At 59.4% G+C, this 26,326-nt stretch carries 24 protein-coding genes; 7 read left to right on the forward strand and 17 right to left on the reverse strand.

The genetic code is table 11. The features are described from left to right. Positions 1–321 precede the first annotated feature (321 nt). Positions 322–1,482 (forward strand): fumarylacetoacetate hydrolase family protein, encoded by a 1,161-nt coding sequence (locus tag BS629_RS02205; protein ID WP_018247031.1) that lies wholly within the window; start codon positions 322–324, stop codon positions 1,480–1,482. A 63-nt stretch (positions 1,483–1,545) separates the two neighbouring features. Here the strand turns inward: BS629_RS02205 and scpA are convergent, their stop codons facing one another. After that, the gene (gene scpA / locus BS629_RS02210; protein WP_018247032.1) at positions 1,546–3,684 is read right to left on the reverse strand and encodes a methylmalonyl-CoA mutase; all 2,139 of its coding nucleotides are present in this window, start codon (positions 3,682–3,684) and stop codon (positions 1,546–1,548) included. Between the two features lie 233 nt (positions 3,685–3,917). Here scpA and BS629_RS02220 point away from each other — a divergent pair, with 233 nt between their 5' ends. Then, positions 3,918–5,276, forward strand: coding sequence for an LLM class flavin-dependent oxidoreductase (locus BS629_RS02220; protein WP_018247033.1), 1,359 nt, complete (start codon positions 3,918–3,920; stop codon positions 5,274–5,276). Position 5,277: 1 nt separating this feature from the next. On the opposite strand, the gene BS629_RS02225 is transcribed toward BS629_RS02220, so the two are convergent. The 5 genes from BS629_RS02225 to BS629_RS02245 all read right to left on the reverse strand — a co-directional run bounded on the left by BS629_RS02225 (position 5,278) and on the right by BS629_RS02245 (position 10,152). Further along, entirely contained in the window at positions 5,278–5,931 is a 654-nt protein-coding gene (locus BS629_RS02225; RefSeq protein WP_032980232.1) for a methionine ABC transporter permease, read from the reverse strand. Next, positions 5,912–6,997 carry a methionine ABC transporter ATP-binding protein gene (locus BS629_RS02230; protein WP_026188819.1) on the reverse strand — a complete coding sequence of 362 codons (1,086 nt, stop codon included), beginning with the start codon at positions 6,995–6,997 and terminating at the stop codon, positions 5,912–5,914. Before BS629_RS02230 ends, BS629_RS02225 begins: the two co-directional genes overlap by 20 nt. Before the next feature lie 89 nt (positions 6,998–7,086). Next, positions 7,087–7,926: a MetQ/NlpA family lipoprotein gene (locus BS629_RS02235; RefSeq protein WP_018247036.1), complete on the reverse strand. Its 840-nt coding sequence runs from the start codon at positions 7,924–7,926 to the stop codon at positions 7,087–7,089. A 243-nt stretch (positions 7,927–8,169) separates the two neighbouring features. Further along, a complete protein-coding gene (gene msuE / locus BS629_RS02240) occupies positions 8,170–8,730 on the reverse strand; it encodes an FMN reductase (RefSeq protein WP_018247037.1) in 561 nt (186 codons plus the stop codon). A gap of 219 nt (positions 8,731–8,949) precedes the next feature. Further along, a complete protein-coding gene (locus tag BS629_RS02245) occupies positions 8,950–10,152 on the reverse strand; it encodes an MFS transporter (RefSeq protein ID WP_026188820.1) in 1,203 nt (400 codons plus the stop codon). A gap of 355 nt (positions 10,153–10,507) precedes the next feature. On the opposite strand from BS629_RS02245, the gene BS629_RS02250 reads away from it, so the two are divergent. Beyond that, positions 10,508–10,966 (forward strand): helix-turn-helix domain-containing protein, encoded by a 459-nt coding sequence (locus tag BS629_RS02250; protein ID WP_018247039.1) that lies wholly within the window; start codon positions 10,508–10,510, stop codon positions 10,964–10,966. Positions 10,967–10,993: 27 nt separating this feature from the next. Beyond that, positions 10,994–11,431, forward strand: coding sequence for an AfsR/SARP family transcriptional regulator (locus tag BS629_RS02255; protein WP_018247040.1), 438 nt, complete (start codon positions 10,994–10,996; stop codon positions 11,429–11,431). A gap of 855 nt (positions 11,432–12,286) precedes the next feature. On the opposite strand, the gene BS629_RS02270 is transcribed toward BS629_RS02255, so the two are convergent. Next, complete coding sequence (locus tag BS629_RS02270; RefSeq protein WP_003552150.1) at positions 12,287–12,433, reverse strand: DUF1127 domain-containing protein; 147 nt, start codon at positions 12,431–12,433, stop codon at positions 12,287–12,289. Positions 12,434–13,249: 816 nt separating this feature from the next. Here BS629_RS02270 and BS629_RS02275 point away from each other — a divergent pair. Next, positions 13,250–14,179, forward strand: a complete 930-nt coding sequence (locus tag BS629_RS02275; protein WP_018247042.1) for a TauD/TfdA dioxygenase family protein — start codon at positions 13,250–13,252, stop codon at positions 14,177–14,179. Positions 14,180–14,380: 201 nt separating this feature from the next. Here BS629_RS02275 and BS629_RS02280 read toward each other — a convergent pair whose 3' ends face one another. Continuing rightward, positions 14,381–15,757, reverse strand: coding sequence for an FAD/NAD(P)-binding protein (locus tag BS629_RS02280; protein WP_018247043.1), 1,377 nt, complete (start codon positions 15,755–15,757; stop codon positions 14,381–14,383). A gap of 372 nt (positions 15,758–16,129) precedes the next feature. Between BS629_RS02280 and cysE the strand changes: the two genes are divergently transcribed. Continuing rightward, positions 16,130–16,978 carry a serine O-acetyltransferase gene (gene cysE, locus BS629_RS02285; protein WP_018247044.1) on the forward strand — a complete coding sequence of 283 codons (849 nt, stop codon included), beginning with the start codon at positions 16,130–16,132 and terminating at the stop codon, positions 16,976–16,978. A gap of 197 nt (positions 16,979–17,175) precedes the next feature. On the opposite strand, the gene BS629_RS02290 is transcribed toward cysE, so the two are convergent. From BS629_RS02290 to BS629_RS02315, 6 genes are all read right to left on the reverse strand, one after another. Continuing rightward, positions 17,176–17,463: a MurR/RpiR family transcriptional regulator gene (locus BS629_RS02290; protein WP_018247045.1), complete on the reverse strand. Its 288-nt coding sequence runs from the start codon at positions 17,461–17,463 to the stop codon at positions 17,176–17,178. Positions 17,464–17,589: 126 nt separating this feature from the next. Next, a complete protein-coding gene (gene iolG, locus BS629_RS02295) occupies positions 17,590–18,582 on the reverse strand; it encodes an inositol 2-dehydrogenase (RefSeq protein ID WP_018247046.1) in 993 nt (330 codons plus the stop codon). Positions 18,583–18,624: 42 nt separating this feature from the next. Beyond that, positions 18,625–19,428 carry a TIM barrel protein gene (locus tag BS629_RS02300; protein WP_018247047.1) on the reverse strand — a complete coding sequence of 268 codons (804 nt, stop codon included), beginning with the start codon at positions 19,426–19,428 and terminating at the stop codon, positions 18,625–18,627. Between the two features lie 83 nt (positions 19,429–19,511). Next, positions 19,512–20,306, reverse strand: a complete 795-nt coding sequence (locus BS629_RS02305; protein WP_018247048.1) for an ATP-binding cassette domain-containing protein — start codon at positions 20,304–20,306, stop codon at positions 19,512–19,514. 2 nt (positions 20,307–20,308) lie between these two features. After that, positions 20,309–21,430 (reverse strand): ABC transporter permease, encoded by a 1,122-nt coding sequence (locus BS629_RS02310; RefSeq protein ID WP_018247049.1) that lies wholly within the window; start codon positions 21,428–21,430, stop codon positions 20,309–20,311. A gap of 124 nt (positions 21,431–21,554) precedes the next feature. Further along, positions 21,555–22,502 carry a sugar ABC transporter substrate-binding protein gene (locus tag BS629_RS02315; RefSeq protein ID WP_018247050.1) on the reverse strand — a complete coding sequence of 316 codons (948 nt, stop codon included), beginning with the start codon at positions 22,500–22,502 and terminating at the stop codon, positions 21,555–21,557. Between the two features lie 175 nt (positions 22,503–22,677). On the opposite strand from BS629_RS02315, the gene BS629_RS02320 reads away from it, so the two are divergent. Further along, positions 22,678–23,673, forward strand: a complete 996-nt coding sequence (locus BS629_RS02320; RefSeq protein WP_018247051.1) for a LacI family DNA-binding transcriptional regulator — start codon at positions 22,678–22,680, stop codon at positions 23,671–23,673. A 164-nt stretch (positions 23,674–23,837) separates the two neighbouring features. On the opposite strand, the gene BS629_RS02325 is transcribed toward BS629_RS02320, so the two are convergent. The 3 genes from BS629_RS02325 to BS629_RS02335 form a co-directional block, all read right to left on the reverse strand. Then, positions 23,838–24,242 (reverse strand): type II toxin-antitoxin system VapC family toxin, encoded by a 405-nt coding sequence (locus tag BS629_RS02325; RefSeq protein ID WP_018247052.1) that lies wholly within the window; start codon positions 24,240–24,242, stop codon positions 23,838–23,840. Further along, positions 24,239–24,472: an AbrB/MazE/SpoVT family DNA-binding domain-containing protein gene (locus tag BS629_RS02330; RefSeq protein WP_018247053.1), complete on the reverse strand. Its 234-nt coding sequence runs from the start codon at positions 24,470–24,472 to the stop codon at positions 24,239–24,241. Before BS629_RS02330 ends, BS629_RS02325 begins: the two co-directional genes overlap by 4 nt. Before the next feature lie 452 nt (positions 24,473–24,924). After that, positions 24,925–25,935: an Lnb N-terminal periplasmic domain-containing protein gene (locus tag BS629_RS02335; protein ID WP_018247054.1), complete on the reverse strand. Its 1,011-nt coding sequence runs from the start codon at positions 25,933–25,935 to the stop codon at positions 24,925–24,927. Positions 25,936–26,326 lie beyond the last annotated feature (391 nt).

The raw sequence follows: 26,326 nt of genomic DNA on the forward strand, positions 1-26,326 counted from the left end.
GCCTCCTCCATGTTGGGCAAAACAGATAACGAAAGCCGGCTCCTGTCAAGGCGAGATAGAGGGCAAAATCGTCACAGCCTGTATTTAAATATTTGAAATATAACAGTTATTTTGTATCTAAATAGTTATTTTGTGGCCTTTTGCAATTGGATTCCCGAGGAAGCCCGCCGCTTGAGCCGAACAGGCAAAGGTCTTTTTCCCCCGCGCATCTTGCCCCGTCTTCATGAATGTGATCGATTTTGGTCGTCGCCGGGTCGGAGGGCGGCAACACCCCGCAATTTTTAAAAGAGCTCTTCTCGCTCGCCTTGATGGAAGATCACCATGTCTCAAGCTCTTCTCGATGTCGCCGCTTCGGGTGGTCTTTTTGTCGGTCGAATCTGGAATCCCGAAGTAGAGGGACCGAGCATTGTGACGTTACGCGAGGGCATGCTGCTCGACATCACGTCGCGGGAGGCGCCGACGCTGAGCGCTCTGCTCGAGCGGCAGGATGCCGCCGCCTTCGTCCGTGCAGCAAGTGGCAAGGCGGTTGGCTCGCTGGCGGACATCGCCGCCAATAGTACCGGAGCTCCGGATCAAACGCGCCCTTATCTCCTTGCGCCCGTCGACCTGCAGGCAGTCAAGGCCTGCGGCGTTACCTTTGCGCAGTCGATGATCGAGCGCGTCATCGAGGAGAAGGCGGCCGGCAATCCGGAGCGTGCCGCCTCGATCCGAGAGCGTGTCAGCACGCTGATCGGCGGCAGCCTCACCAATCTCAAAGCCGGCTCGCCGGAGGCTGTCAAGGTCAAGCAGGCGCTGATCGACGAGGGCATGTGGTCGCAATATCTCGAGGTCGGCATCGGGCCGGATGCCGAAGTCTTCACCAAGTCGCCGGTGCTTTCCTCCGTTGGTTGGGGTGCGGATGTCGGCCTGCATCCGATCTCGACCTGGAACAACCCCGAGCCGGAAATCGTGCTCGCGGTCAACAGCCGCGGCGAGATCAAGGGGGCGGCCCTCGGCAACGACGTCAACCTGCGCGACGTCGAAGGCCGCTCGGCACTGCTGCTCGGCAAGGCCAAGGACAACAACGCCTCCTGCTCGATCGGTCCTTTCATCCGCCTGTTCGATGCCGGTTACAGCCTGGATGACGTACGCAAGGCCGAACTCGACCTGAAAGTCACCGGCCAGGACGGTTTCGTGCTGCACGGCAAGAGTTCGATGTCAAAGATCAGCCGCGACCCGACCGATCTCGTCAAGCAGACGGTCGGCGCCCATCATCAGTATCCCGATGGTTTCATGCTTTTCCTCGGCACGCTGTTTGCGCCGACGCAGGACCGCGACGCGCCAAAGCAAGGCTTCACCCACAAGATCGGCGATGTCGTCGAGATTTCCTCGGCAGGCCTCGGTGCGCTCGTCAACACCGTGCGCCTTTCCACCGAATGCCCGCCCTGGACCTTCGGCATTTCGGCACTGATGAGCAACCTCGCAAAGCGCGGGCTGCTCTAATTCTTTGATTTTGCGCATTTCCGGGCGGAAAATCGCGTCGCACTTTTCCTGGAAATGCTTCAGCTACTGGTTTCTTCGCCTGCCCTGCAGCAGATCGAGGACGGAGTTTGCCGCCTCGAGAACATTTGTCCCCGGGCCGAACACGGCTGCGACGCCGTGTTCGTGCAGGAACTCATAGTCCTGACGCGGGATGACGCCGCCGCAGACGACGATGATATCGCCACCGCCCTGTTCCCTCAGCCTGTCGATCAGCTGTGGTAGCAGCGTCCTGTGACCGGCCGCCAGCGACGAGACGCCGACGACATTGACCTTTTCGCTGAGTGCGACGCCGGCAGCTTCCTCCGGTGTCTGGAAGAGGGGACCGGCGAGTACATCGAAGCCGATGTCGCCGAAAGCCGAGGCGATCACCTTGGCGCCTCGGTCGTGTCCGTCCTGACCGAGCTTGGCGACCATGATCTTCGGCCGGTGCCCCATGGCTTCCGTCACCTCCGTCATGCGGGTCTTGAGCACGGCGAGTTCCGGCTCATTTTCATAGGCCTCGCCGTAGACGCCCTTGATGACTTCAGGGGTCGCGGCATGATCGCCGAAGGCAGCGCGCATGGCGTCCGATATTTCGCCGACCGTGGCGCGGGCTCGGGCCGCCGCGATGGCGGCTTCCAGCAGGTTGCCCTTGCCGCTCTGTGCGATCTCTACCAGGGCCGCCAGCGCCTCGCGCACGGCTCCGCCATCGCGGCGCCGCTTCGTTTCCTCGATACGTCTGATCTGCGCTTCGCGCACCGCGCTGTTGTCGATCTCCAGAATTTCGATCGGCTGCTCGGTGTCGAGCCGGTAGCGATTGACGCCGACGATGACCTCGTCGCCCTTGTCGACGGCCGCCTGGCGGCGCGCGGCCGCTTCCTCGATCAGCCGTTTCGGGAGGCCTTCCGCTACGGCCTTGGTCATGCCACCCAGTGCCTCGACCTCCTCCATCAAGGCCCAGGCCTTGTCGGCAAGCTCGGCCGTCAGGCTTTCGACATAGTAGGAGCCCGCCAGGGGATCGACCACTTTTGTCACGCCGGTTTCGTGGCTCAGGATCAGCTGAGTATTGCGGGCAATGCGTGAGGAGAATTCCGTCGGCAGCGCAATCGCCTCGTCGAAAGAATTGGTGTGCAGCGACTGCGTACCGCCGAGCACGGCCGACATCGCCTCGAAGGCCGTGCGTATGATGTTGTTGTAGGGGTCCTGCTCCTGCAAGGAGACGCCGGAGGTCTGGCAATGGGTGCGCAGCATCAGCGAGGACTGTTTCTTCGGATGAAACCCTTCCATGATCCGCGTCCAGAGCAGGCGGGCGGCGCGCAGCTTGGCGGCTTCCATGAAGAAGTTCATGCCGATGGCGAAGAAGAAGGACAGGCGGCCGGCGAATTCGTCGACGCTCAGGCCTTTGGCGATGGCGGCGCGGACATATTCGCGGCCGTCGGCCAGTGTGAAGGCCAATTCCTGCACCAGCGTCGCGCCGGCTTCCTGCATGTGGTAGCCGGAGATCGAGATGGAGTTGAACTTCGGCATCTCGCGGGCGGTATAGTCGATGATATCGGCAACGATCCGCATTGAGGGTTCGGGCGGATAGATATAGGTGTTACGGACCATGAACTCCTTGAGGATGTCGTTCTGAATGGTCCCCGAGAGCTCGGCCTGGGGAACGCCCTGCTCTTCGCCGGCCACGATGAAGGAGGCGAGGATCGGAATGACGGCGCCGTTCATGGTCATCGACACCGACATTTCGCCGAGCGGAATGCCGTCGAAAAGGATCTTCATGTCCTCGACGCTGTCGATTGCCACACCCGCCTTGCCGACGTCACCCTCGACGCGCGGATGATCGCTGTCATAGCCGCGGTGGGTAGCAAGATCGAAGGCGACCGACAGGCCCTTCTGGCCGGCCGCCAGATTGCGGCGATAAAAGGCGTTCGATTCCTCTGCCGTCGAGAAGCCGGCATATTGGCGGATCGTCCAGGGCCGGCCGGCATACATCGTCGCCCGCGGGCCGCGGGTGAAAGGCGAAAAGCCCGGAAGCGAACCAAGGTGCCCGGCGCCGTCGAGATCCTCGGCCGTATAGAGCGGCTTGACGGCAATGCCTTCCGGCGTCTGCCAGGTCAACGTTTCGGGCGAGGTGCGCAGTTCCTTTTGCGCCAGCTCCGCCCAATCCGACAGCGTCTTCTTCGTCATGCGGTTCCTCCGGCTTTTTTCATCCCAACCCTACCATTTCACAGGCTCCTCGTGCGATAGAGCCCGAACAGGATGATTTTAGGCCGAGCCGGCCTAAAATCTGAATCCTGTTCTACATTATATAGTTAGAGCATGATGTCGTCCGAAAACCGCTCACACTTTTCGGCATCATGCTCTTGGATAATTAATGCGGCAAATCCTTGATTTCTATTGCCGGCTTTGGAACCCGCCTCATGAAGACCATGCAGATCTATGCCTTCGACATGAACTGCGTCGGGCACATCAACCACGGCCTGTGGACGCATCCGCGCGACCGCTCAGCGCATTATACCGATCTCGACTACTGGACCGAGCTTGCCAAGACCGCCGAACGCGGCAAGCTGGACGGCATCTTCATGGCCGATATAGTCGGTGTCTATGACGTCTACAGGGGCAGTCCGTCGCCGGTGATCGAGACGGGCGCGCAGATCCCGGTCAATGATCCGCTGATCCCGATTTCGGCGATGGCTTATGTGACGAAACATCTGGGTTTCGGCGTCACCGTCAACACCACCTATGAGCCACCCTTCCTGCTGGCGCGGCGCATGTCGACGCTCGATCACCTGACCAAGGGACGGATTGGCTGGAACATCGTCACCGGCTATCTCGACAGTGCCGCCCGCAGCATGGGTTTCGACAAGCTGCCGGAACATGATGCGCGCTACGACGCCGCCGAAGAATATCTCGAGATCCTCTACAAGCTCTGGGAAGGGAGCTGGGACGACGATGCGGTACTGCGTGACAAGGCAGGCGGCATCTATGCCGATCCCTCCAAAGTGCGCACTGTTCGTCACGACGGCAAATATTACCGGATGGAAGGCATCCATCTTTCCGAGCCCTCGCCGCAGCGCACGCCCCTGCTCTTTCAGGCCGGCGCCTCGGCACGCGGGCGGGATTTCGCCGCGCGCCACGCCGAATGCGTCTTCATCGCGGGGCCCAATCCCAAGGCGGCCAGGTCGACCGTCGATGCGCTGCGGGCGAAGGCGGAGGAATTCGGCCGCGGCGCCGACGCATTGAAAATCCTGAGCCTGATCACTATTGTCGTCGGGCGGACGGAGAAGGAAGCACGGGACAAGCTGGAGGGGTACCGCCGCCATGCGAGCGTCGAGGCCTCGCTTGCGCATTACTCCGCCTCCGTCGGTATCGACTTTTCGAAGTATGGATTGGACGACGTCATCGACCAGAGCTCGACCAACGCCAATCAATCCGCACTTGCGGCCATCACGAAACAGGCGGCGAAGCCGGTAACGTTGCGTGACATCATCGACCAGATGGTACTGGGCAGCCGGATGAAGCCGATGGTTGGCTCGCCGGAGCAGATCGCCGATCATCTGGCGACATGGATCGAAGAGGGTGGCATCGACGGCTTCAATCTGGCGCGGACAGTGGCGCCGGAAAGCCTGCGCGATTTCGTCGACCTGGTCGTCCCGGTGTTACAGGAGCGCGGCATCTTCAAGGCGGACTATGCTGCAGGACCCTTGCGGCAGAAGCTTTTCGGCGGCGGGAACGGCAGGTTGCCCGCCGCTCATCCCGCCGTCCAATTCCGGCGCTGATTTATCGGTGGTCCAGCCTGGCGACCAGCCGGTCGCCAAGCCACTGGATGCCGCAGACGAGCACGATGAGGACGGCCACCACCGCGATCATCACACTGGTTTCGAAACGCTGATAGCCATAGCGGATGGCGAGATCGCCAAGGCCGCCGGCGCCGATCGCGCCCGCCATGGCCGAGGCGCCGATCAGCGTCACCAGCGTGACGGTGAAACCGGCGACGATGCCAGGCAGCGCTTCGGGCACCAGCACCTCGCGGATGATTGTCCAGCGGTTGCCGCCCATGGCGCGCACGGCATCGATCAGCCCGCGGTCGACCTCGCGCAGGGACACTTCGGCGATGCGGGCGTAATAGGGCGTTGCGGCGATGGCGAGCGGCACGATGGCCGCCCAGGTGCCGAGCGCGGTGCCGACGATCAGCCGCGTCAGCGGAATCAGCGCCACCAGCAGGATGATGAAGGGCACCGAGCGGAAGCCGTTGATGACCCCGCCGAGCACGCGGTTGATCCAGAGGTTTTCGGCAATGCCGCCGCGCGCCGTCGCGACCAGAGCAAGGCCGAGCGGCAGGCCGGCGACGAGCGAAATCACTCCCGAGGCGACGGTCATCAGGATCGTCTCCCAAAGGGAGCGAATAAGCAGTTCAAGCATGATCGGTGTCATAACCAAGCACCTCCACCCGGGCGGACCGGGCCGTCAGGAATTGTTCGACCTTTCCGGCAAGCGCGGGGTCGCGCGCGGGAACGGCGATGAAGAACCGCGCCACCGGCTGGTTCTGGATGTGGTCGATGCCGCCATGGACGAGGCGGAAGGAATGCGGCAGCGCCGCCGAGAGTTCGGCAAACAGCGCGCCCTGCGCCTGCGGCCCGGCGAGATCGACGCTGAGGATCGCTTCGCTTCCCGCCGTCGCCGACAGCCGGCCGGCGATATGCTCAGGAAGCTGCGGCCGGATGCCGCCGAGCAGGCTCCCGGTGATATCAGCCTGCGGGTTGGCGAAGATCGACCAGACCTGTCCCTCCTCGACGATCCGCCCGGCATCGATGACCGCGACGCGATCGGCAATGCCGCGGACCACTTCCATCTCATGGGTGATCAGCAGAATGGTCAGCCCGAGCTTACGGTTGATGTCCTTGAGCAGCGCCAGGATCGACCGGGTCGTTTCCGGATCGAGCGCCGATGTCGCCTCGTCGGACAACAGCAGTGCCGGGCGTGCCGCGAGCGCCCGGGCGATGCCGACGCGTTGTTTCTGGCCACCGGACAGCGATGAGGGATAGGCCTTCGCCTTGTCGGCAAGACCGACGAGCTCGAGCAGCTCATGCGCCCGTTTCAGGCGCTCACTCTTTGCAAGACCCTCGATCTTCAGCGGCAGCGCGACGTTTTCCTCGACGGTCTTGGCGGAAAGCAGATTGAAATGCTGGAAGATCATGCCGATGCGGCGGCGCAGCGGCTGCAGCTCCTGTTCTGAAAGTCCGGTGATATCTCGGCCTTCGATGAGGATCTCGCCGCTATCGGCGCGCTCCAGGCCGTTCAAGCAGCGGATCAGCGTCGATTTACCGGCGCCGCTGCGGCCGATGATGCCGAGGATTTCGCCTCTCTTCACCGTCAGCGAAATGCCGTCGAGTGCTGCAGTGGTTCCGAACCGCCGCTTCACGTCGGTCAGCCTCACCACCTCTTCGGTCGCCGTTTGCGGCTCTGCCTCGATCGCCGTGGTGGAAACAAAGGAATTCATGTGTTTTTCCTTACAAATGCTGAAGGCGGCCCGGGCAAAGAACGCCCGGACCGCCTCTCGGCAGGCCTTAACCCCAGCCCTGCTCCGGATCAATAGGCGCTGAGACCCGTCCCCTTATAGACCTTGTCGAACTCGGCCTTGACGGTCTCGTTCTGATAAGAAGACACAAGCGTCTTGACCCAGTCGGCATCCTTGTTCTCGTCCTTGACGGCGATGAAGTTGCGGTATGGATTGTCGGCGATCGGCTCCTGGGCAATGCGTTCGGCCGGAGAAAGACCGCTTTTCAACGCCCAGTCGGTGTTGACGATACCGGCATCCAGATCGTCGATCGAGCGGCCGACGATGCCGGCGTCGAGTTCCTTGATCTCGATCTTCTTCGGATTGTCGGTGACGTCGGCGACGGTCGCAAGAATACCGGTGTCGTCCTTGAGCTTGATCAGGCCTTCGTTCTGGAGAACGCGCAGCGCACGGCCCTCGTTCGAGGGATCGTTCGGCACGCCGATGACGGCACCTTCCGGGATCTCGGCGACGGACTTGTACTTCTTGGTGTAAAGGCCGATTGGCCAGACCCCGGTATAACCGACGCGAACGATGTGATAACCGTGCTGCTTGATCTGGTTGTCGAGATAGGGCTGGTGCTGGAAGGCGTTGGCGTCGAGTTCGCCGCGTTCCAGCGCTTCATTCGGCTGCGTATAGTCGTTGAAGGTGATGGTCTCGATCTTGAGACCCTTCTTCGCCGCCTCGCTCGCGACCACGCGCCAGATGTCCTCCTCCTCGCCGGCCATGATGCCGACCTTGATCGACTTGTCCTCGGCAAAGGAAGGAGCGGGTGCTGCAAAGGCAAAGAGTGCGGCAGCGGAAACGGCCACGGCGGCAAGAGCCGCCCGGCGCGAAAGGTGGAAGCCGTGAAGATTTTTGTTCTTGATCATTTTATATCCCGTCTGACTGAATGAGGCCAACGCCCCGAGCAGGCCGATCATTGCAAATGCGCGTATCGGAGGCGAAGCACGAATGTCTGATGTGGAAGAAGGGCTGGAAAAACTCTTGCCCTGCCATTGCTATCGGCAGGATAAATTTCCATCAAATTTGTGGACTATGACGACTTGAAAAGGACAGTCTTAAAACGAAAACGGCGCCTCCATGGCGCCGTTTCAAGCCTATCCCGACATTCTTCATTCGGCAGCGATAAGCGCTTGATTCCGGCTGGGGAAGAAGGCCGTGAGCTCGCCGATGACCTCCCCGATCCGATTGGAAAGCGGGTCGGATGAGACACGGTAATTGGTGAAGTCACGGTCGGACGCGTAAACGGCGGTCGGCAGCGTGTGCGCCATGAAGAAACCGAAGAGCGGGCGAAGCTGGTGCTCGACCATCAGCGCGTGCCGGTCGCCGCCGCCGGTCGCGGTGATGATGATCGGCTTGGCGCGCAGCTCATGCGGGTCGATCAAGTCGATCAGATGCTTGAAGAGGCCGGGATAGCTGCCCTTGTAAGTTGGCGCTCCGATGACCAGCACGTCGGCATTGACGATGTCGTCGATGACTTCCTTGGCGCGACTGTCGAGATCGTCACGGCGCAGCGCCTGGCCAAGCGAAGGGCCGACATCGGTCAGGTCGTAGATGGTGTTGTCGAAGCCGTATTTCTCGGCGGCGAGACCAGCAATGTTTTCAACAAGCGCAAAGGTCTTCGAGGGGCGGTTGAAACTACCCGCAAGGCCGACCAGTTTGGGAGCAGACATGCCATTTCCTTCCAATATCGTGCCGAAACCGACGTCATTATTGGACGAATATTATCTATAAAAATAGTGGATTAAAGGAATGGTGATCCCTCTTCCCCATATGAGGAGAAAAATACGTTCGGGCCTGTGGGCGATGGCGACGTGCGAAACTGCATGATGCATCGAACCGGAGTGTCGGTGACATTCCGGCTCGATCGATTGTCCGTAAGCGGTATCGCCTCAGACTGGTTTCCGCTTGGGAATACGCGGCAGGAAGACTGTCAGGAGACCGAGCAGCGGCAGGTAGGAGCAGATGCGGTAGACGAAATCGATGCCGTGGGTATCGGCGAAATCGCCGAGCAGCGCAGCACCAAGCCCCCCTGCCCCAAATGCGAAGCCGAAGAAGACGCCGGCAATCAGCCCGACGCGCCCGGGCACCAGTTCCTGTGCGAAGACGACGATGGCCGAGAAGGCCGAAGCGAAGATCAGGCCGATGACGATGCTGAGCACGCCTGTCCAGAAGAGGTTTGCATAGGGAAGCAAGAGTGCGAAAGGAATGACACCAAGGATCGAGAACCAGATGACGAAACGTGCGCCGAAGCGATCGCCGATCGGCCCGCCGAGGAACGTGCCGACGGCGACCGAGCCAAGGAAGAGGAAGAGCATCAGCTGTGCCTGCTGCACGCTGAGCGCGAACTTGTCGATGACATAGAAGGTGAAGTAGCTCGACACGCTGGCCATGTAGACATTCTTCGTTGCCGTCAGCAGCACGAGAATCAGCAGCGCCCAGATGACCCGGTTCTGCGGCAGCGGCAGGGTCCGGCTTATTGCTGGCTTGCTGGCATTCTGGCGCCTGTGACTCATGTACCAGTTGCCGACCCAGCTCAGCACGACCATGCCGACCATAGCGATGGCGGCGAACCAGGAGACGCTGTGCTGGCCGAGCGGCAGCACGATGAAGGCGGCAAGCAGCGGACCGATCGCCTGGCCGGCATTGCCACCGACCTGGAAGAAGGATTGCGCGAAACCGTGGCGACCGCCGGAGGCAAGACGGGCCACGCGCGAAGATTCCGGGTGGAAGACTGCCGAGCCGAAGCCGATCAGGCTTGCGGCAACCAGCAGCAGTTCGAAACTGCCGGCATTGCCGAGCAGGATGAGGCCGCAAAAGGTACTCGCCATACCGACCGGCAGCGAATAGGGCATCGGCCAGCGGTCGGTGACGATACCGACCAGCGGCTGCAGCAGCGAAGCCGTGACCTGGAAAGTCATGGTGAGGAGGCCGATCTGCACAAAATCGAGATCGTAGTTCGCCTTGAACAGCGGATAGAGCGAGGCGAGCAGTGACTGCATGATGTCATTCAGCATGTGGCAGAAGCTGACCGCCATGAGGATGGACATCGTTGTTTTTTCGAAACGGGGCGCGCTCTCGGCAACGGTTGCCATCAATGCTTCTCCTGCACAGGCCCGGCCGGTGCCGTGCCACGTCGCTTTGTTCGATGGATTTTCGGGCGATCGGGGCTGGGAAGACTCTCGGGCGACGGTCGCTGAAGTGGATTTAGCGTAAGCCGGGACGCAATTACAGCCCAGTTCTATCCGTATTGGTACGGATTTTGTTCGATTTTCTCTCCGGACAAGTGATTTCTGCCTAACTTAACGTCTTTCCAGGCGGGCTTTCATATCACAGTCGGTCGCGATCATCACATATCCAGTATGCTATGTGAAAACAACCATGGAAAAGCCATGCAGGGGATACTACAGCTTCCCCGATTGAAAAAGCGATCGAGGCTGAAAACACACGATGAATGTCAAGACAGCGAATGCGATAGACAGCTATGTCGGAGCGCGCATAAGAATGCGTCGGCAGTTGCTCGGGATGAGCCAGGAACGGCTTGCCGAGCAGATCGGCGTGACCTTTCAGCAGGTTCAGAAATACGAGAAGGGCATCAACCGCATCGGCGCGAGCCGTCTGCAGCGGATCGCCGATGTGCTTCACACGTCGGTGAGTTTCTTCTTCGAACAGGAGAACTCCGAGCCGTTGACGCTGCAAGGGCTGGATCTGTCGGCGAATACTGATCCAGTTGCCGAATTCCTGCGAACGAAAGAGGGATTGGCGCTCAATCGCGCCTTTCTGAAGATTGCCGACCGAAATATCCGCGAAACGGTCATCGCGCTGGTGAAGGCGATGGCGCAGGCGGAAAGTCGCGGCGTAACATTGGGAGCCTCCGTAGCGGATATCACTCTTCCGCTCGGAGAATAGCCAGGGATATCGGCAGGCAGTATCCGCATGAAGCTCAGGCTCGAGTCATTTGGTGAGTTGCGGCTGATCGATCTGGCCGGGCAACCTGTGGCGTTCCCCGAAAAGGGTCTGCTTACGATTTGCTATTTGCTGGATCGTTATCTGCAGGAAAGAGCCGGGAGCGAATATCCGCGCTCGGCGTTGGCTCGGTTTCTGTGGGACAGCCATGACAATCCCGACATCATGGCCAACCTGCGCAAGAGCATCTCACGCATTCAGGCGCGCCAGATCGAGCTCGGCACCGAACTTCTGGTCTTCACGGCGACCGGCGTACGGATCAAGCCGGATGCATTTGTTTGCGATCTTTCCGAGCTCGCCAACGCCGATATCGGAGGCTTTCTTGAAAAGCTGCGGCGGCTGGTTGGCGTCCTGCGCCAGGACTTCCTGGCTGTGCTCGCCGACCAAAGCGTCGGCGGACGGTTATGAACTCTTCGAATTTCAGACTGGCCCGTTCCTGATTGGTTCGAATGGGGGCCCGACCGCTTATGGATTAATCGGCGAAAATTTTATTTCGATTCCGTTTGTCTTTGCCGGCGCATGGTCAGATGAGGTCCGCGTGCTTGGAAAAACATTCGACGAGTTCATTGAAGCCATTGAGGCGGGCGAAGGTTCATAGCGATCCGCATTGCCTGCCGGCACCTCCTTCATGGATGATGTCATAGCCGACAGCCACTTCACCAACGCCGTTTCTGGGACGCCGGATTACTCGCGAAACCGAGACATTCGGTGGGTCAGCTGTTGGGCGGATATCGCGCCAAAGCGGGACCCGGCCCCCGGCAAACAGACCTCCTTTTAGGACGACAGAGTCCGAGGGTCTGCGACAGGCGCCTCCAGGGAACCCCAGCCGGTCCCAAGGAAGACGCCTACGATTGAGTGGGTGACGCGACGTGGGAACAGGCGCACTCAATCGATCTGCAGCAGGGAAGGTTCGGGATACGAAAAAGCCTGCCGCGGGAGGAGGTGCGGCAGGCTTTCTGAAAACCGAACAGCGACTGGGAGGAGGAGTGCCGCTGTTCCGACAGACGTCCCTTGGGAGGAGGATTGGGCCATCTGAAAGTCGAAGCTTTGCGGGAGGAGGTGCATTGCTTCGATGGGTCTCATCATACACCGACCATGGATAGTGCCAATGCCTTATGCTGCACTGCAGCTATGCAAGAAATACAAGTCGGATATCTTGCAATACGAACGAGGATTAAACCGACCTAAGCCATGGCATTCGACGCAAAAACGCCCGCGTCAGGAGCGGGCGTCAAGCAGTATTAAATACCAAGTGCTGTGCGATTAGCGCGCGATCGATGCGCGGGCAACGCTGCGGATGTCGGCGCGGTCGATACCGAGGTCCTGCAGCTCACGGCTGGACATGCGGCCGAGTTCGGTGACGGTCTGACGGAACTTGCGCCAGTTGTTGAAAGAGCGTGCTACGTTCATGATAATCCCCTTTCCTGAGGGCTGTATGACGTCAGCAACCTTGCTTGGCTCCGGCGTCGTTTCGATGGTTGGAATATAGGCGGTTCAATCGGTTTAAAACAGCGACAATCTCTCACTTCAGCTATGCGACAAACGCATAGGATGTTTCTTTTTTGCGCGAAATAGTCTCTTTTTAAGCCGCGAGGTGAAAGCCGTCGGACCGGCGGGGTTCGTGTCTCGCATCATAGAAGCGAAGCCGATGCTGGGAACAGTTCTTGATGACAGGTGTTGAGTTCCGAGCGCCCGAAGTATCCGACATATCCGGACGGAAGCGCTCAGCGGCATATCCCAGCGCCACGGCGTGACGATATCGGGGCCCAAATTCTCCGAAGTGACAAGCAGGATCCCCGCCACGCTGAGCGTCTTGCTGAACAAATCGGTGGCCAAGGCGCTGCTGGTCTGCGGACCCTGATTTGTGGGAGCGACGTTTTAGTTCAAGTCGCGAATCTGCGAGCTTTTTGATGGGTGATTGCCTTGCCTGCGTGTCATTCAGGGGTCACGAAAGTTGGGAGCTCCCAACTTCTGGCACGAGCGCGTTCGGTGAAACGATGCATCGCTGAAGGCCCCAAGTGAGGAATTCATCGGCGAGAAGGAACTATCGAAGGTGGCTGTTTCGGGCAAACGGACAAAATTAGAATATTTTGTCTATTGATTTTATAGATTATAGCGTTCCATAGCCCTGTAGATTTTAACAATGAGATTTTCGAACGCCCGGCGGATGCTTCGTTGGGCGCATGTGACTTGCCGTCTTCTTCCAAGATCAGCCAGGAGGTTTCCATGAGCAATCCAGTTCTCGTCAATCAGATCATCCGCGCGTCCGATGTCGTGCCGCTGACCGGCCGCGTCGGAGCCGAAATCAGAGGTATTCGCCTCGGCGGAGACCTTTCGGACGCAACGGTGGCGGCCATCAACCAGCTTCTCCTGAAACACAAGGTCATCTTCTTCCGCGACCAGGAACATCTTGACGATGCCCAACAGGAATCATTCGCACGCCGCCTGGGCGACCTTGTGCCTCATCCAACCCAGGGTCCGGTGACCGGCACGGCCTCCATCCTCAATCTCGATTCCAGCCGCGGCGGCGGCAGGGCGGACCAGTGGCACACTGATGTCACCTTCGTGGATGCCTATCCTAAATTCTCGGTCCTTCGCGGCGTCGTCATTCCGGCGGCTGGAGGTGATACGATCTGGTCCAACACCCATGCCGCATACGAAAGTCTGCCGGCATCGCTCAAATTGCTAGCGGACAATTTATGGGCCATTCACAGCAATGCCTATGACTACGCAGCCGTGCGTCCTCGTGCTACCGCTGAAGAGAAGAAGCATTTCGAGGAAGTTTTCACCTCGACCATCTACGAGACCGAGCATCCAGTCGTGCGTGTCCACCCCGAAACCGGCGAAAGATCGCTGCTGCTCGGCAATTTCGTTCAGCGCCTGATCGGCGTGTCGAAGAGCGACTCCGCGAAACTCTACGAGGTGTTCCAGTCCTACGTTACCGCCCCGGAAAATACCGTGCGCTGGCGCTGGAGAGCTGGAGATGTGGCGATCTGGGATAATCGCGCGACCCAGCACTATGCCGTCAACGACTACGGCGACCAGCACCGGGTCGTGCGCCGCGCCACCGTTGACGGCGACGTCCCCGTCAGCGTCGACGGCCGCCGCAGCATAACCCACGTCAAGGCCGCCAAGCCGAAAGCAAAGGCCGCGTGAGCGCGGCCGGACAGGCGACGACCATGCAGCTTCATATCGCGCGGTGCTTGCCGCCGCTTGCGCCACCGACAGTCATCCAGGCATCGCGAACAGCCTGACGGCACCCCATTCCCGACGCGCTGCATCGCCCGGCGCGGCGATGCAGCTTTGGTCGGCTGTTGCCATCCATTCACAGGTTGGGACAATAACTCTCACACGTCGTCACAGGCTTTGACGACGTCTTGCGCTTTTAGCCACTTCACCAATCCAGCTGTTGAGCAACGACGCAGCCGCATGGCTTTGCTGGACGATCTGAGGCACCAGATCGATATCCGGAAGGCTGCCCAGGCCAAGCGGTCCCATCGCGAACAGCCCATGCAAGGCGCTCGCCTTGGTCCGCCCGCATTCGTCTACGACGATACCGATCTCGAGTTCGTCCCGCGTTGCAAGACCCGCAATGATGATCGAGCGGACAAGCGGGCTATCGGTTCCGGACGGCCGGAAACGGCAGTCTATCGTCAGTTCCGCGGGAAGGACCTCAAGCCCGGTCGGGGCCGAAAACAGCACGCCGTTTGTAGCGATACAATTCACTTTTCCCTTCCTCACGGTGATCGCGCCGCTGGCGATCGCATGATGCAGGCGCTGATAGTGCTCAGGCGGCAAGCGGTTGCGATGACTGTCGTAAATAGCCTTCACATGGCGTTTGAACCGTGCACGCTCTTCTGGCGTCAGTCCCGCCCAGAGGTCGCGCGCGCGTGAACGAAAGCCGTTCATGATGCCTTGCCAACCCGAACCTTCCAGATCAGCCCTGTTGGCGGCTTCGCGCAGAAAACGGAACGCGCCGCGTAGCGTTCCCGGCATGGGTTGGTCCGTGACAATAGCTCCGACGGCGGCTGGAGTATGTGACTGAGGCAGGAAGCCCGATTCCGAGATCAATGTGACATGGGAAATCTTCGAGTCCGCCAGCAATCCAAGCGCCCTGTCGACCGCGTGGATGCCGCCGCCGATCACGACGGCGCTTTGCGTTTCACCGGCAGGCGCCGCGTCAGAATTTTCCCGCATCCCGTAACCCGTCGCGAGAAACACCGCGTCAAAGCGGGTTCGCTGCTCCGCTCCAAGGAAAACGGAATATCCTCCGTCCAGATGCCTATCGATCGCCGTTACGGTATCCGAGCCAAATTGCACGATGACATCAGGCCGATCGGACAGGGCCTCGGCGAAGCGTTTGTACACATAGGTGCTGAAGATTTCTCCGGGCACAAAGGCGTGTTCGAGACCGGCAGGATCCGAGATCAGGCGATCGCGCCATGTGTCATCCGTTTCCAGCCACCGGCGATAATCGCCCGGCAGTCCGGGATCAACGGAAAGGTCGCGAACGCGGCTGGTCAGCACCGTCGACGCGGGCTGACTTATGCCCTCGCCGATATCTATCTTTGCTCGCGGATCGAACATCACCAGATGGAAAGGCCGATCAACTCTTTTGAAAAGAGCGATTGCGGTCATGATCCCCGTGAAGCCTCGGCCGACAATCGCAATCCTTGCGAGATGGTCCGCATTCTGGCTCTCCGAATTCGAAGAACGTGACGAGAGAAGAGTCATTCATCGGCTCCTTCTGCGTTGGACCGGTCCGCCTACATCCGCCCGATCCGCCCAGTCGCATAATTCTCTACCAAAATAATAGAAAATGATATCCGGAACGCAAGCACTATTCGACTTGGAACGATGACTGCGTGGTTTTGGCGTCTGGCGGGCCTTGGCCTCCCTTCTGGCTGCCGGCTTTGTGCATTCCGGAGCACGGCTGACGGGCGATGCAGTGACTTGGAAATAATTTCCCGGTTCTTGCGAAAAAAGAGAGGAATTTTAGAGTGGCTGCAAAGATCCACGTAATTTTAGACCATCTATCGCGGGCGAGATTAACCTAACGTCTCCATGCCGGATGTCGCGTCATCCCGCATGCAGAAGGAAGCTAGCATGACGGTTCCACTGGTCAGCTTGAGCAATCTGTCGACGGAGCCATCCCCCTCGCCTCAGGTCGCCGCTATCTGGGAGGCTCTTTGCGCGGAGGCCGTCAATGCTTCGGCCAAGGATGCAGCACTCACGCGCGCCATGAATTCCGCAGTGCTTTATCATGCGAGTTTCGCCCAGGCGCTCGCTCAGCGGGTCGCAATCAAACTGGCCAATCACGACCTCGACCATGACGAGTTGCTGGCGGTGATTGCCCAGGCATTCGTCGGCAACCGCAATATTGTCGCCGATGCCGCCGCTGACCTGACCGCGATCAAGGAACGCGATCCATCGAACACGGAAATCCTGACGCCATTCCTGTATTTCAAAGGCTTTGTAGCTCTGCAGGGACAACGGGTCGCCCACTGGCTTTGGCATCATGACCGCCTCCATTTGGCGCGCCACATCCAGAGCCGAATTTCTGAAGTTTTCGGTGTGGACATTCACCCCGCCGCAAAGATGGGGAAGAGCATCATGCTCGATCACGGGAGCGGCCTGGTCATCGGCGAGACTGCGGTCGTCGAAGACGACGTCTCCATACTCCAGAATGTTACATTGGGAGGGACAGGCAAGGAAACCGGCGACCGGCACCCCAAGGTACGACGCGGCGCTCTTATCGGAGCGGGTGCCAAGATTCTCGGCAACATCGAAATTGGCGTTGGCGCCAAGGTGGGTGCAGGCAGCGTGGTCATAAATGCCGTTACAGCCTATACATCGGTCGCCGGCATTCCGGCGAGGCAGGTGGGCAAGCGCCACTTCAACCTCCCCGGAATCACGATGGACCAGACCTTGTCTGAACCGGAGTATACGATCTAAGGGCGAAGGGCGCAGTGCGTATCTCACTTGCTCCTGGGCGTCTCCATTTGCAACGCTGATGCTGCCCGATGGCAGTCAGCCATGCACTTGTCGCAATGTAATATAAATCCAGTGCTTATTTTTCGGCCATTATGGTCGACGCAGCCTTCTCGGGGCTCGGATCGAAACCCAGAGTGAATTCGACCACCTTCGCTCCTCTAGCGATGATTTGCGGAAATCTTGCGAAGATGATCTCTTATCATCGCGCGAAACTCGCCAAATGTTCGAAACCCGATGTGCTGTGCAAGTCGGTGAACCGTGGTTTGAGAAACCTTACAATTGCGCGCAATCGCAGCGGCACTTTCGAATGCAATCATTTCCGGCTGCGCTAAGATCTGTTTAGCGACTTGTTCCAGACGATCGGGGAAGACGATCTGGCGCTTGGCGATCTGGTACTTCAGTTCCTCCAATGTTGTTGGAGGACAATGAATCCTGTCCTGCATCATGGCACTTCACCTCGCAAAGCCGCCCTACGGCAATGTACTGGCGACCCGGAAGCCTATTAAAAGGAAGCGTCACCTCCGGTAGCAGTGCGGCAATGTGACGACATTTCCGCATCGCATCGAAGCTTGTTATTCGACCTCAACTGGCCTGCCCTTCTGCCAGCTGACGGTAGCGGCCTCCGCCAGTTTCTGAGCCTGGAGTCCATCAAGCCCACCGGGCTTCGGCGAGCGGTCGCCGCTGTCGATCGCGTCGATGAAGGCATTGATCTCGTTGGCATAGGCCTGGGCGTAGCGTTCAAGGAAGAAATATTGGACGGGATCGCCGCTTACGCCGTTCGCATTGGAAAGCTCGACGCTCGTTGCTTGAATATTCCTCGCCGCAAGCATGCCGGCGGACCCATGGACTTCGACGCGCTGGTCGTAGCCGTAAGTCGCCCGGCGTGAATTGGTGATAACGGCAATGCGCCCGGAAGCCGTCTGCATCTGCACGGCGGCAGTGTCCACATCGCCCTCGGCGCCGATCGCCTTGTCGACGAGCGACGATCCAAGTGCATTCACGACGACGAATTCCTCCCCGATGAGGAAGCGGGCCATGTCAAAGTCATGGATCATCATGTCGCGGAACAGACCGCCGGAGGATTTAACGTAATCCGCCGGCGGCGGTGTGGGATCTCGGCTAGTGATCGTCACAATCTCGATTTCGCCGACATCGCCCCGGCGCAGGCGCGCTTCCACACTGGCGAAGTTCGGGTCAAACCGGCGATTGAAGCCGATCATCAAGGTCGACTTGTTCTTCTCGACGACGTCGAGGCAGGCATTGATGCGCTCGACCGACAGGGACACCGGCTTTTCGCAGAGGATTGCCTTACCGGCCCTCGCGGCCGCCTCGATGAGATCGGCGTGGCTGGGTGTCGGCGTCGCGATCAGGATCGCGTCGACGTTTGAGGACTTGATGACATCTTCCGCATCGGCAACCTCGGCGCCCGTCTGCGCGGCCAGCGCCTCAGCCGATGCTCTGAAGGCATCCGCCACGTAGACGAGCTTGGCCTTGGGGTTCGCCGCAATGGTTGCGGCATGCACCTTGCCTATCCGGCCGGCACCAATCACTCCAAATCTGATCATTGATATTGCTCCGTGATATGTAAGTTTTGACTATCGAAATCTTCAAACCGTGAAGGCGTCGCGGAAACGGGCAAGCGCCGTCTCATCATCGCCGGAGGCCCAGGCCTCCATGCCGATCGTGCCGCGATAACCCATAGCCTTGAGCGCACGAGCGATTGCCTTGTAGTTGATCTCTCCGGTGCCCGGCTCCATGCGGCCGGGAACATCTGCCACCTGTATTTCCCCGATATGAGGCAGCGCGCGACGGCACAGCTCGATCAGGTTTCCTTCGCCGATCTGGGCGTGATAGAGGTCGAGATTGAGCCTCAGCGCCGGTCGGTTTACCGACGAAACGAGCGCAAGCGTATCTTCAGCCTTGGCAAACGGTGTCTTGGGGTGATCGACTGCTTCATTGAGGTTTTCGAGCACGAAGGTGACGCCCTCTTTCTCGCCGAGGTCGGCGATGCGGCTAAGCGTGTCGTGCGCCTTGAGCCACATGGCGCCCGTCACCTTCTCGGCCTTGACCACCGGCAGGCCCTGACCGTCGAGACCGGTCCCATGCAGGTTGAGGCGGGGGCAATTCAGCTCCCTGGCGATCGGGATCGATTGCTTCGCGGTTCGCAGCAATTCGTCCGCACCATCGTCATCCGCTAGCGTGCCGGTTACATAGCCCGTCATCGACGAGAAGACCGCTCCTGATCTTGCGAGGGCAGCGATGTCATGTTTCGTCCAATCCCAGATCTCGACGTGAAAACCAAGTTCAGTGATACGCTTCAGCCTGTCGACGACAGGAAGCGACTTGAAGACCATCTCGGCGCAGACCGCGAGCGTGAAGGGGGATGAGGCATTCGACGAACCGTCGTTCATGACCGTATTCCATGATTAATGATTGAGTGAAAAGCGACGACGAGTTTGAAAACCGCTCGGTCGCCGCCTCGGAAGCAAGCCGGCTAGATCGTACCGCCGAGCTCTTCGGACAATTGCTGCAGCTCCTTGCCGCCGGCCATGAGGTTCTGCAGCGCATCCATCGCGATATCCGCCTTGGCATAGGTGCCAAGCGTCTGGCCCCGATTGAGGATGGTGAAGCGGTCCGCCACCGCATAGGCATGGCGGACATTATGGGTTATGAAAATGACGCCCAATCCGCTCTGTCGAACTTGGTGGATGTATTTCAGCACCATCGAGGTTTGCGCCACGCCGAGCGCCGAAGTCGGCTCATCGAGAATGAGGATCTTGGCGCCGAAGTAGACCGCACGCGCAATCGCAACGCATTGGCGTTCGCCGCCAGACAGAGTGCCCACTGCCTGATTGGGATCGCGGATATCGATGCCGATCTTACGCATCTCTTCCCGCGTTACATCGTTGCAATGCGTAAGGTCGAGGTGACGGAAAGGGAAGAAGCCCTTGCGAGGCTCCCGCCCCATGAAGAAATTACGGGTGATCGACATCAGCGGGATCATGGCAAGGTCCTGATACACGGTCGCAATCCCTGCATCGAGCGCATCGCGCGGACTGCGGAAATTGACCGGCTTGCCTTCGACCAGGAAGGCACCGCCACTTGGGCGGACGACACCGGACAGCGTCTTGATCAAGGTGGACTTGCCAGCGCCATTGTCTCCGAGCAGACAAAGCACCTCTCCGGCCGACACTTGCATTGAGACACCGTTGAGAGCGATCACGGAGCCGTAGTGCTTGACGATATCAGTTACTTCGATAATCGGCGTTCGACTATTGACATCAGACATGATCAGCGCTCCCCGGTAACCTTGCGGCGGATGAAATTGTTGAAGAGGACAGCCAGCAGCAGCATCGAGCCGAGGAAGACCTGAAACCAGTCCGAGTCGAACTTGGTATAGGTCAGGCCAATGGAAACCGAGCCGAAGATGATCGCGCCGAAGAAAGCGCCGATCGCCGAACCATAGCCGCCTGTCAGCAGGCATCCGCCAATGACGGCGGCGATAATCGCCTCGAACTCTTTCTGAAAGCCGCGTCGGGCGTCGGTCGAGCCAGCATCGAGCACGGTAATGATGGCGACCAGTGCGGCCGCGCATGCCGTCAAGGCGAACAGGCCGGTCTTCACCCTATGGACAGGGACGCCTGAGTTTCTCGCTGCATTCGGATCGCCACCGGCTGCGAAGATCCAGTTGCCCATGCGGGTGCGCAGGAGCACCCAGGTTGCAGCCAGGGCAAGTGCGACGAACCACAAGACCGACACGGGGATACCTGTGACCTTCGGCATGCCGTTCGGAAATTTGTCGATCAGATCGTGATCTGCGAGCCAGAGGAATACGCTCTTCAGCGCATCGCCGGAAAAGAGCCCGAGCAGCGGACTGTCCTTCACACGGTCGCCGATGCCGCGAAGCTGTGTCGAGCCGCCGGTCGCCCATTTCAGGCCGACGAGCGTCAGGCCACGGAGAATGAAGAGGAATGCCAGGGTCACGATGAAGGACGGAAGGCGCGTGTGAATGACGATCTGCCCATTGATCGCCCCCATGAACGCGGCGAAGAGCATCGTCATGACGATGGCAACCGAAAGCGGCTGGCCGAAATTCGTGAGGATGACGCCGAAGATCAATCCCGCAAAGGCCACCATCGAGCCGATCGAAAGATCGAACTCGCCGCCTATCATCAGAAGCGCTGCTGCAATGGCAAGGATTCCTAATTGCGACGCCGGCGCCATGATGGTCATCAGGCCGGAAAGCGAGAACATGGTACGGTCAGCGGTGAGAAAGAAAAAGACGATGACGAGAACAAGGCCCGCCACGGCACCAAGCTCAGGCCGCCGCATCATATGCGTCAGAACACTTACTTGTTTGACGCGCTCATCGGCCTTCGGCGCAGTCGCCGTTCTCTGCTCAAGCGAAGCCATAACTCCTCCCACGGATCATAATTTAGGGTAGCGTTGGCGCTGCTCGGCAGCGCGGTCAGTCAGCCAAACCTCCTCCCCCATCAAGGGGAGGAGATTCTGGGAGAATGCCTTTCGGCAATTCCAGTCAGCGAATGCCCTTGGCGGAAAGGTCCACGACTTGGGCGGCCTTTTCCTTGGTGATAAGGTTCGGGCCGGATGGAACATTACCCCCGGGGATAAGCCCGTATTTGGCATAGTTGGCTAGGAATACGACAGGCAGATAGCCCTGCAGGAACTGCTGCTGATCGATCGCGAAGGCTGCCTTACCGTCGGCCACGGCCTTCAGGAAATCAGCTGAAAGGTCGAATGTCGCCACCTTGATCTTGCCGGTCATCCCGACATCCTCGACGGCCGCGAGCGAAGGCTCGCCGGCCGTGCCGGCACCAAGCGCCATGACAGTATCGACACCCGTATTGGAACTCAGCGCCGCCTTGACCTTCGCACGGACATCAGCCGGATCGTTGCTGACGGGTAGAACCGTGACCTTGCCGCCGAAGCCGTCGGCAAAGCCCTTGCAGCGCAGATCGAGCGAAACATTGCCGACCTCCTGGTTCACGCACAGGCCTTCCTTGCCGCCCAGCTCATGCAGTTTCCCACCGGCGGCTTTGCCGGCGGTATATTCGTCCTGGCCGACATGCAGCAGCGCTCCCAGCTCCTTTGAAACGTCGGAACCGGAATTGATGGAAATAACCGGGATACCGGCGGCGACGGCCTTCTTGATGGATGGACCGAGTGCCGAGGCGTCTGGAATGGAGACGATGAGCCCGTCGGGCTTCTGATTGACGGCAGCATCGATGAGCTGCCCCATCGACACCATGTCGAAAGCTTCCGGAGCGCGATAATCGACGCTAATACCCATGTCCTTCGCCGCTGCGTTGACCCCGTTCTTGACGACGGACCAGAAAGGATCATTGGCCTGGCCGTGGGTGACGGCGACGATGCGAATGTCAGCGGCATTGGCGATTGCCGAAGAGCACATGAGCGCACCAGCAACGGCCGCGCTCGCGAGAAGCGATTTCAAACCGAATTTCATTTTACCCTCCCAAAAACAGTCCGCACTACGCGAACTCTCCCAATGCTACCGGTTGCAACTCCGCTTGCACCCGGTAGCAAGCTCGATAAAACTACTTTATTGTCGACAAAAATCAAGCATCCATTCCATTTTTATTTTTTTGTGGAATATTCATTCCAATCAGGAGGAGACGGCCATGCGCAAACGGGCGACGGCGAAAGAGGTGGCGGAAGCCGCCGGCGTGTCGAAATGGACCGTCATTCGTGCGTTCACGCCCGGTGCGTCGATTACGGACGCAAGCAGACAAAAAGTGCTTCAGGCGGCCGAGGTTCTGAACTATTCGCCTAACCTGCTTGCCCGCAGTCTTGCGACGAACACCACCCACCAGGTGGCCGTCTTCGTCGACGACTTCGCCAATCCGCACAAGCTTCCGGTTCTGGAGATGTTGACCGAGCGCCTGCAGGCGGAGGGTCTGTTGACCGTATTGATCAACATCAACCGCCATTTCGATCACGTTCACGCGTTGATCAACGCCGACCAACGACAATTCGATGCCGTTATCCTATTCGGGACCGCTTTTCGCGAGGAAACACTGGGTGATCGACGGCTCGGCCCAGGTTTCCCGCCGATGTTCGTTCTTGCGAGAGACAGCCAAATCCCCGGCGTTCCCGCGATTGCCTGCGATGCAGAACTCGCTCTCAGCGAGATCGTCGATTACCTCTTCGACAAGGGCTATCGCCGTCCCGGCTTTATGACGGGGGCGAGAACCCTGTCGACGGCGCTGGGCAGGCGCCATCACTATGCAAATTTCTGGCGACGGAAAGGTGTCGAAGGCGTCACAGAATTGGCCGCGGAAAGATACAGCGCTCAGGCCGGTGCCGAAGCGGCACGTAGTTATTTGAGTGCAACTTCGCCCGCGTCGCGCATCGATGTATTGATGTGTGAAAATGACATATTGGCGCTGGGAGCGATGGATGTCGCCCGGAGCGAATTCGGTCTTAAAGTTCCGCAAGACTTGGCAGTCGTCGGCTTCGACAACATCGAACTCGGCGGGGCTCCGGCCTACGAACTGACCAGCTACGAACAGCCCACCGACGAGATGATCAACGCCATGGTCGCAATGATAACGGGCAAGCGCAACGCCGAACTGGTTGTCATGCGGGGGCGGCTTGTGCCGAGGTCATCGGCATGAAGTGTCCCAAGGATCGTCCAATGAGCACTCGCGCTTCTGACCATCATCGAATGGCGTTCTAGATGATCGCCTTGATGATATTCGAACCATCGACCCCGTTCTTGAAAATTCAAGGGCTGGCCAAGGTGCCAAGGCTGCGATCTTGCCCCTCCCCCACGGTGAAATCACTGAGCCGGCGAGATCAACGCGACAGTTGGGAAGTATGACCGGTACCGACCAACGTCTCGCGTTAACAGCGGAAACTGCTGAACCGCAGCATGCGCGCCGATGAAGAAATCCGGCAAGACACCCGTCCGAGAGCCACCGGCCCGGCGATACCGCGTGAAGGCCTTTCCGGCAAGAAACAGCGCCGCCCGCGGAAACGGCGCGACGACCAGTCCCGCCTCGTCGATGAACGCGTCCAGTTCCTCGATGCGCTCATAGCGGACCGCAAGTTCGGCATAAACGACATCGTTGATCAGCAGCGGGCCGGCGAGATTGGCCGCTTCGAGCTGCTCAATCGACCAGTCAGCCCAAGTTCCGTCATTGGTCACGAGATCGAGCAGGACATTCGTGTCGATGAGCGTCACACGTCACCACGGGTGAGCGCCATGATCGCGTCGGTATTGAGCCCCTCTCCGGCGTGTCCCCGAAGCTTTTGAAAGCGGCTGGTGGGCTGCTTCCTGTCAGCTCTCGTCAGTACCACACTGCCATCTGCGGTCCGATGAAAATCGACCTCGCTTCCGGGAACAATCCCGAGCAATTCTCGAACCGCTTTAGGGATGGTGACCTGCCCTTTTGCTGTGACTGTGGTCGTCATGCCGAAACCTCGTAATACCGCTTTGGTATTAGGTATTACTATCCGGTTTCGATTTCAACATCGCCGTGTGAACCTTCTTATCGTCGCATACGGAGAGATTGCCAAGCCGCCGACTAGGCCAATGTGTGCTCAACAAACGGCGCGATTTGGTCGAGGGCGTTGGCATTGTCCTTGCCGCTCGTCGACTTTCCTGACGAGGCTGGGAACGCGGCGGCGCATTTCCCACGGGAAGCTGCGGCACCCTCAGGTTGCCTCGCGAACCATGTTTGGTGCCTAGGGCTTATAAGCCACCCGCCGCACTTCTACGAAAGGCAAACCACCACCGGCTATGCTGTGCGAAAAGGAACGCTTATGGCGCTGAGCCCGGAAAGCGGCGCCTATCTTAGTCAAAATCTCCGGAGGCATGATGTTGCTGCCCTAGCCGTTTTGCTTGCTCAACGCTTCGGCGGAGGTCACAACGCGCCCTGCGGCGACGGGACGCCGACGCGAATGGCCTGCGAGAAATTCGGCGAAAGACCGTCGTCGTGCGCCCTTGCAGCGATGTGCGCGGCCGACCGCAGTTGCGACAAGGAAACCGAGGTGTCCAGCGCGCCACGGTCATAGGCGTATTCCGGCAGATATCCGTTGACGATGAGGCGCCAGTCCGTCGGCACGGCGTCGCCTGCGACACGCATCATCTTGATGATGGTCGTCGTGCAGTTGGTCGTCAGCGAATTGTAGAAGGCGGGCGTGGCCGCAAGCGCGTTTGCGTCGGAGACGTACTCGCGCAGAAGAAGCCTCGCAGCCGCCGGCGACGCCCTCAGGCGGTAGATCTGGACGTCCTCACCGCGAAAATTGGAGCGGAGGCCGATCACATCCCTTTCGTCTGCGGCGAGGATGACCAGAGGACTGTTTTTGAAGAGGTCCGCCAGCGGTGAGAACGAACCTCCTGAAACGCGACGCACTTCGATAGACCACGCCAGATAGCGGCCGTCGTCGAAGCCGAAGCTCATGATGACATGCGCGATGGCCGGACCTGACCAGTACGACATGAACATGTCGACGCTCTTCAGCTTGTTCAGGTCGTAACTGCGCGTCGTCCATCGTTCCGTGAAGTCGGTGGTGCTGCGCCACTCGAAATCGCGGACATTGGTCAGCGTCAACAGATCACCGTCGAATTCGCCGGTGACCTGACGTGCGACGTCCGGAGCCCACACGCCATTTGCCTGCGGTTCGATCGTGCTCCACCAGACGAGAACCAGGACGAACGCGGCCGCAAACGCGAGGACCGCACGAAGGCGTCTCCTGCCAAAGAGCGCCACGACGACGGAGGCGCCAAAAAGCCCGAACAAGATGGCGCTGGCTAGCCTGCCGACCTCGGGCACCGGCAAGCGGTACCAAAGCGCGAGCGACGTCCAGGCCGATGCAAAGGCGACAAGCAACACGAGCACTGCAATGACGATCGCACGGACCGGTCGAACCATTTTGCTTTTCCAAACGAGTTTGAAGCGTCCGTCCTGATCATTGGACCCTATCGGTTTCCGGACTCGAAGCCCAGAACCCATGCGAAGCGACAGGCCGCCGGATCCTCCATTTCGGTATGCTTGAATTCCGCTGGCGTGAAGATATTCCTCCGCGAAATCATTCCTCTCCCTCGAGAGCGTCAAAGGACGAAGGGGAAGGCCCCCAACACGACGAATTCTCGCAGCTATCCGTCTTGACTCTGCGGGTCGCGTCGTGCGCAAGCGTGATCCGGAAAATGAGCGCCAGGTGATCCTTGGGGTGACGAATGAGGGGCAGTCAATGAAGGCGGAGGCGATAGCAGTATGCCTCGAGATCAATCGCGCGACGGGCCTTGCCGCGGCAACAGATCGC

The sequence above is a fragment of the Rhizobium leguminosarum bv. viciae USDA 2370 genome, from assembly GCF_002008365.1.
Classification (GTDB): Bacteria; Pseudomonadota; Alphaproteobacteria; order Rhizobiales; family Rhizobiaceae; genus Rhizobium; species Rhizobium leguminosarum.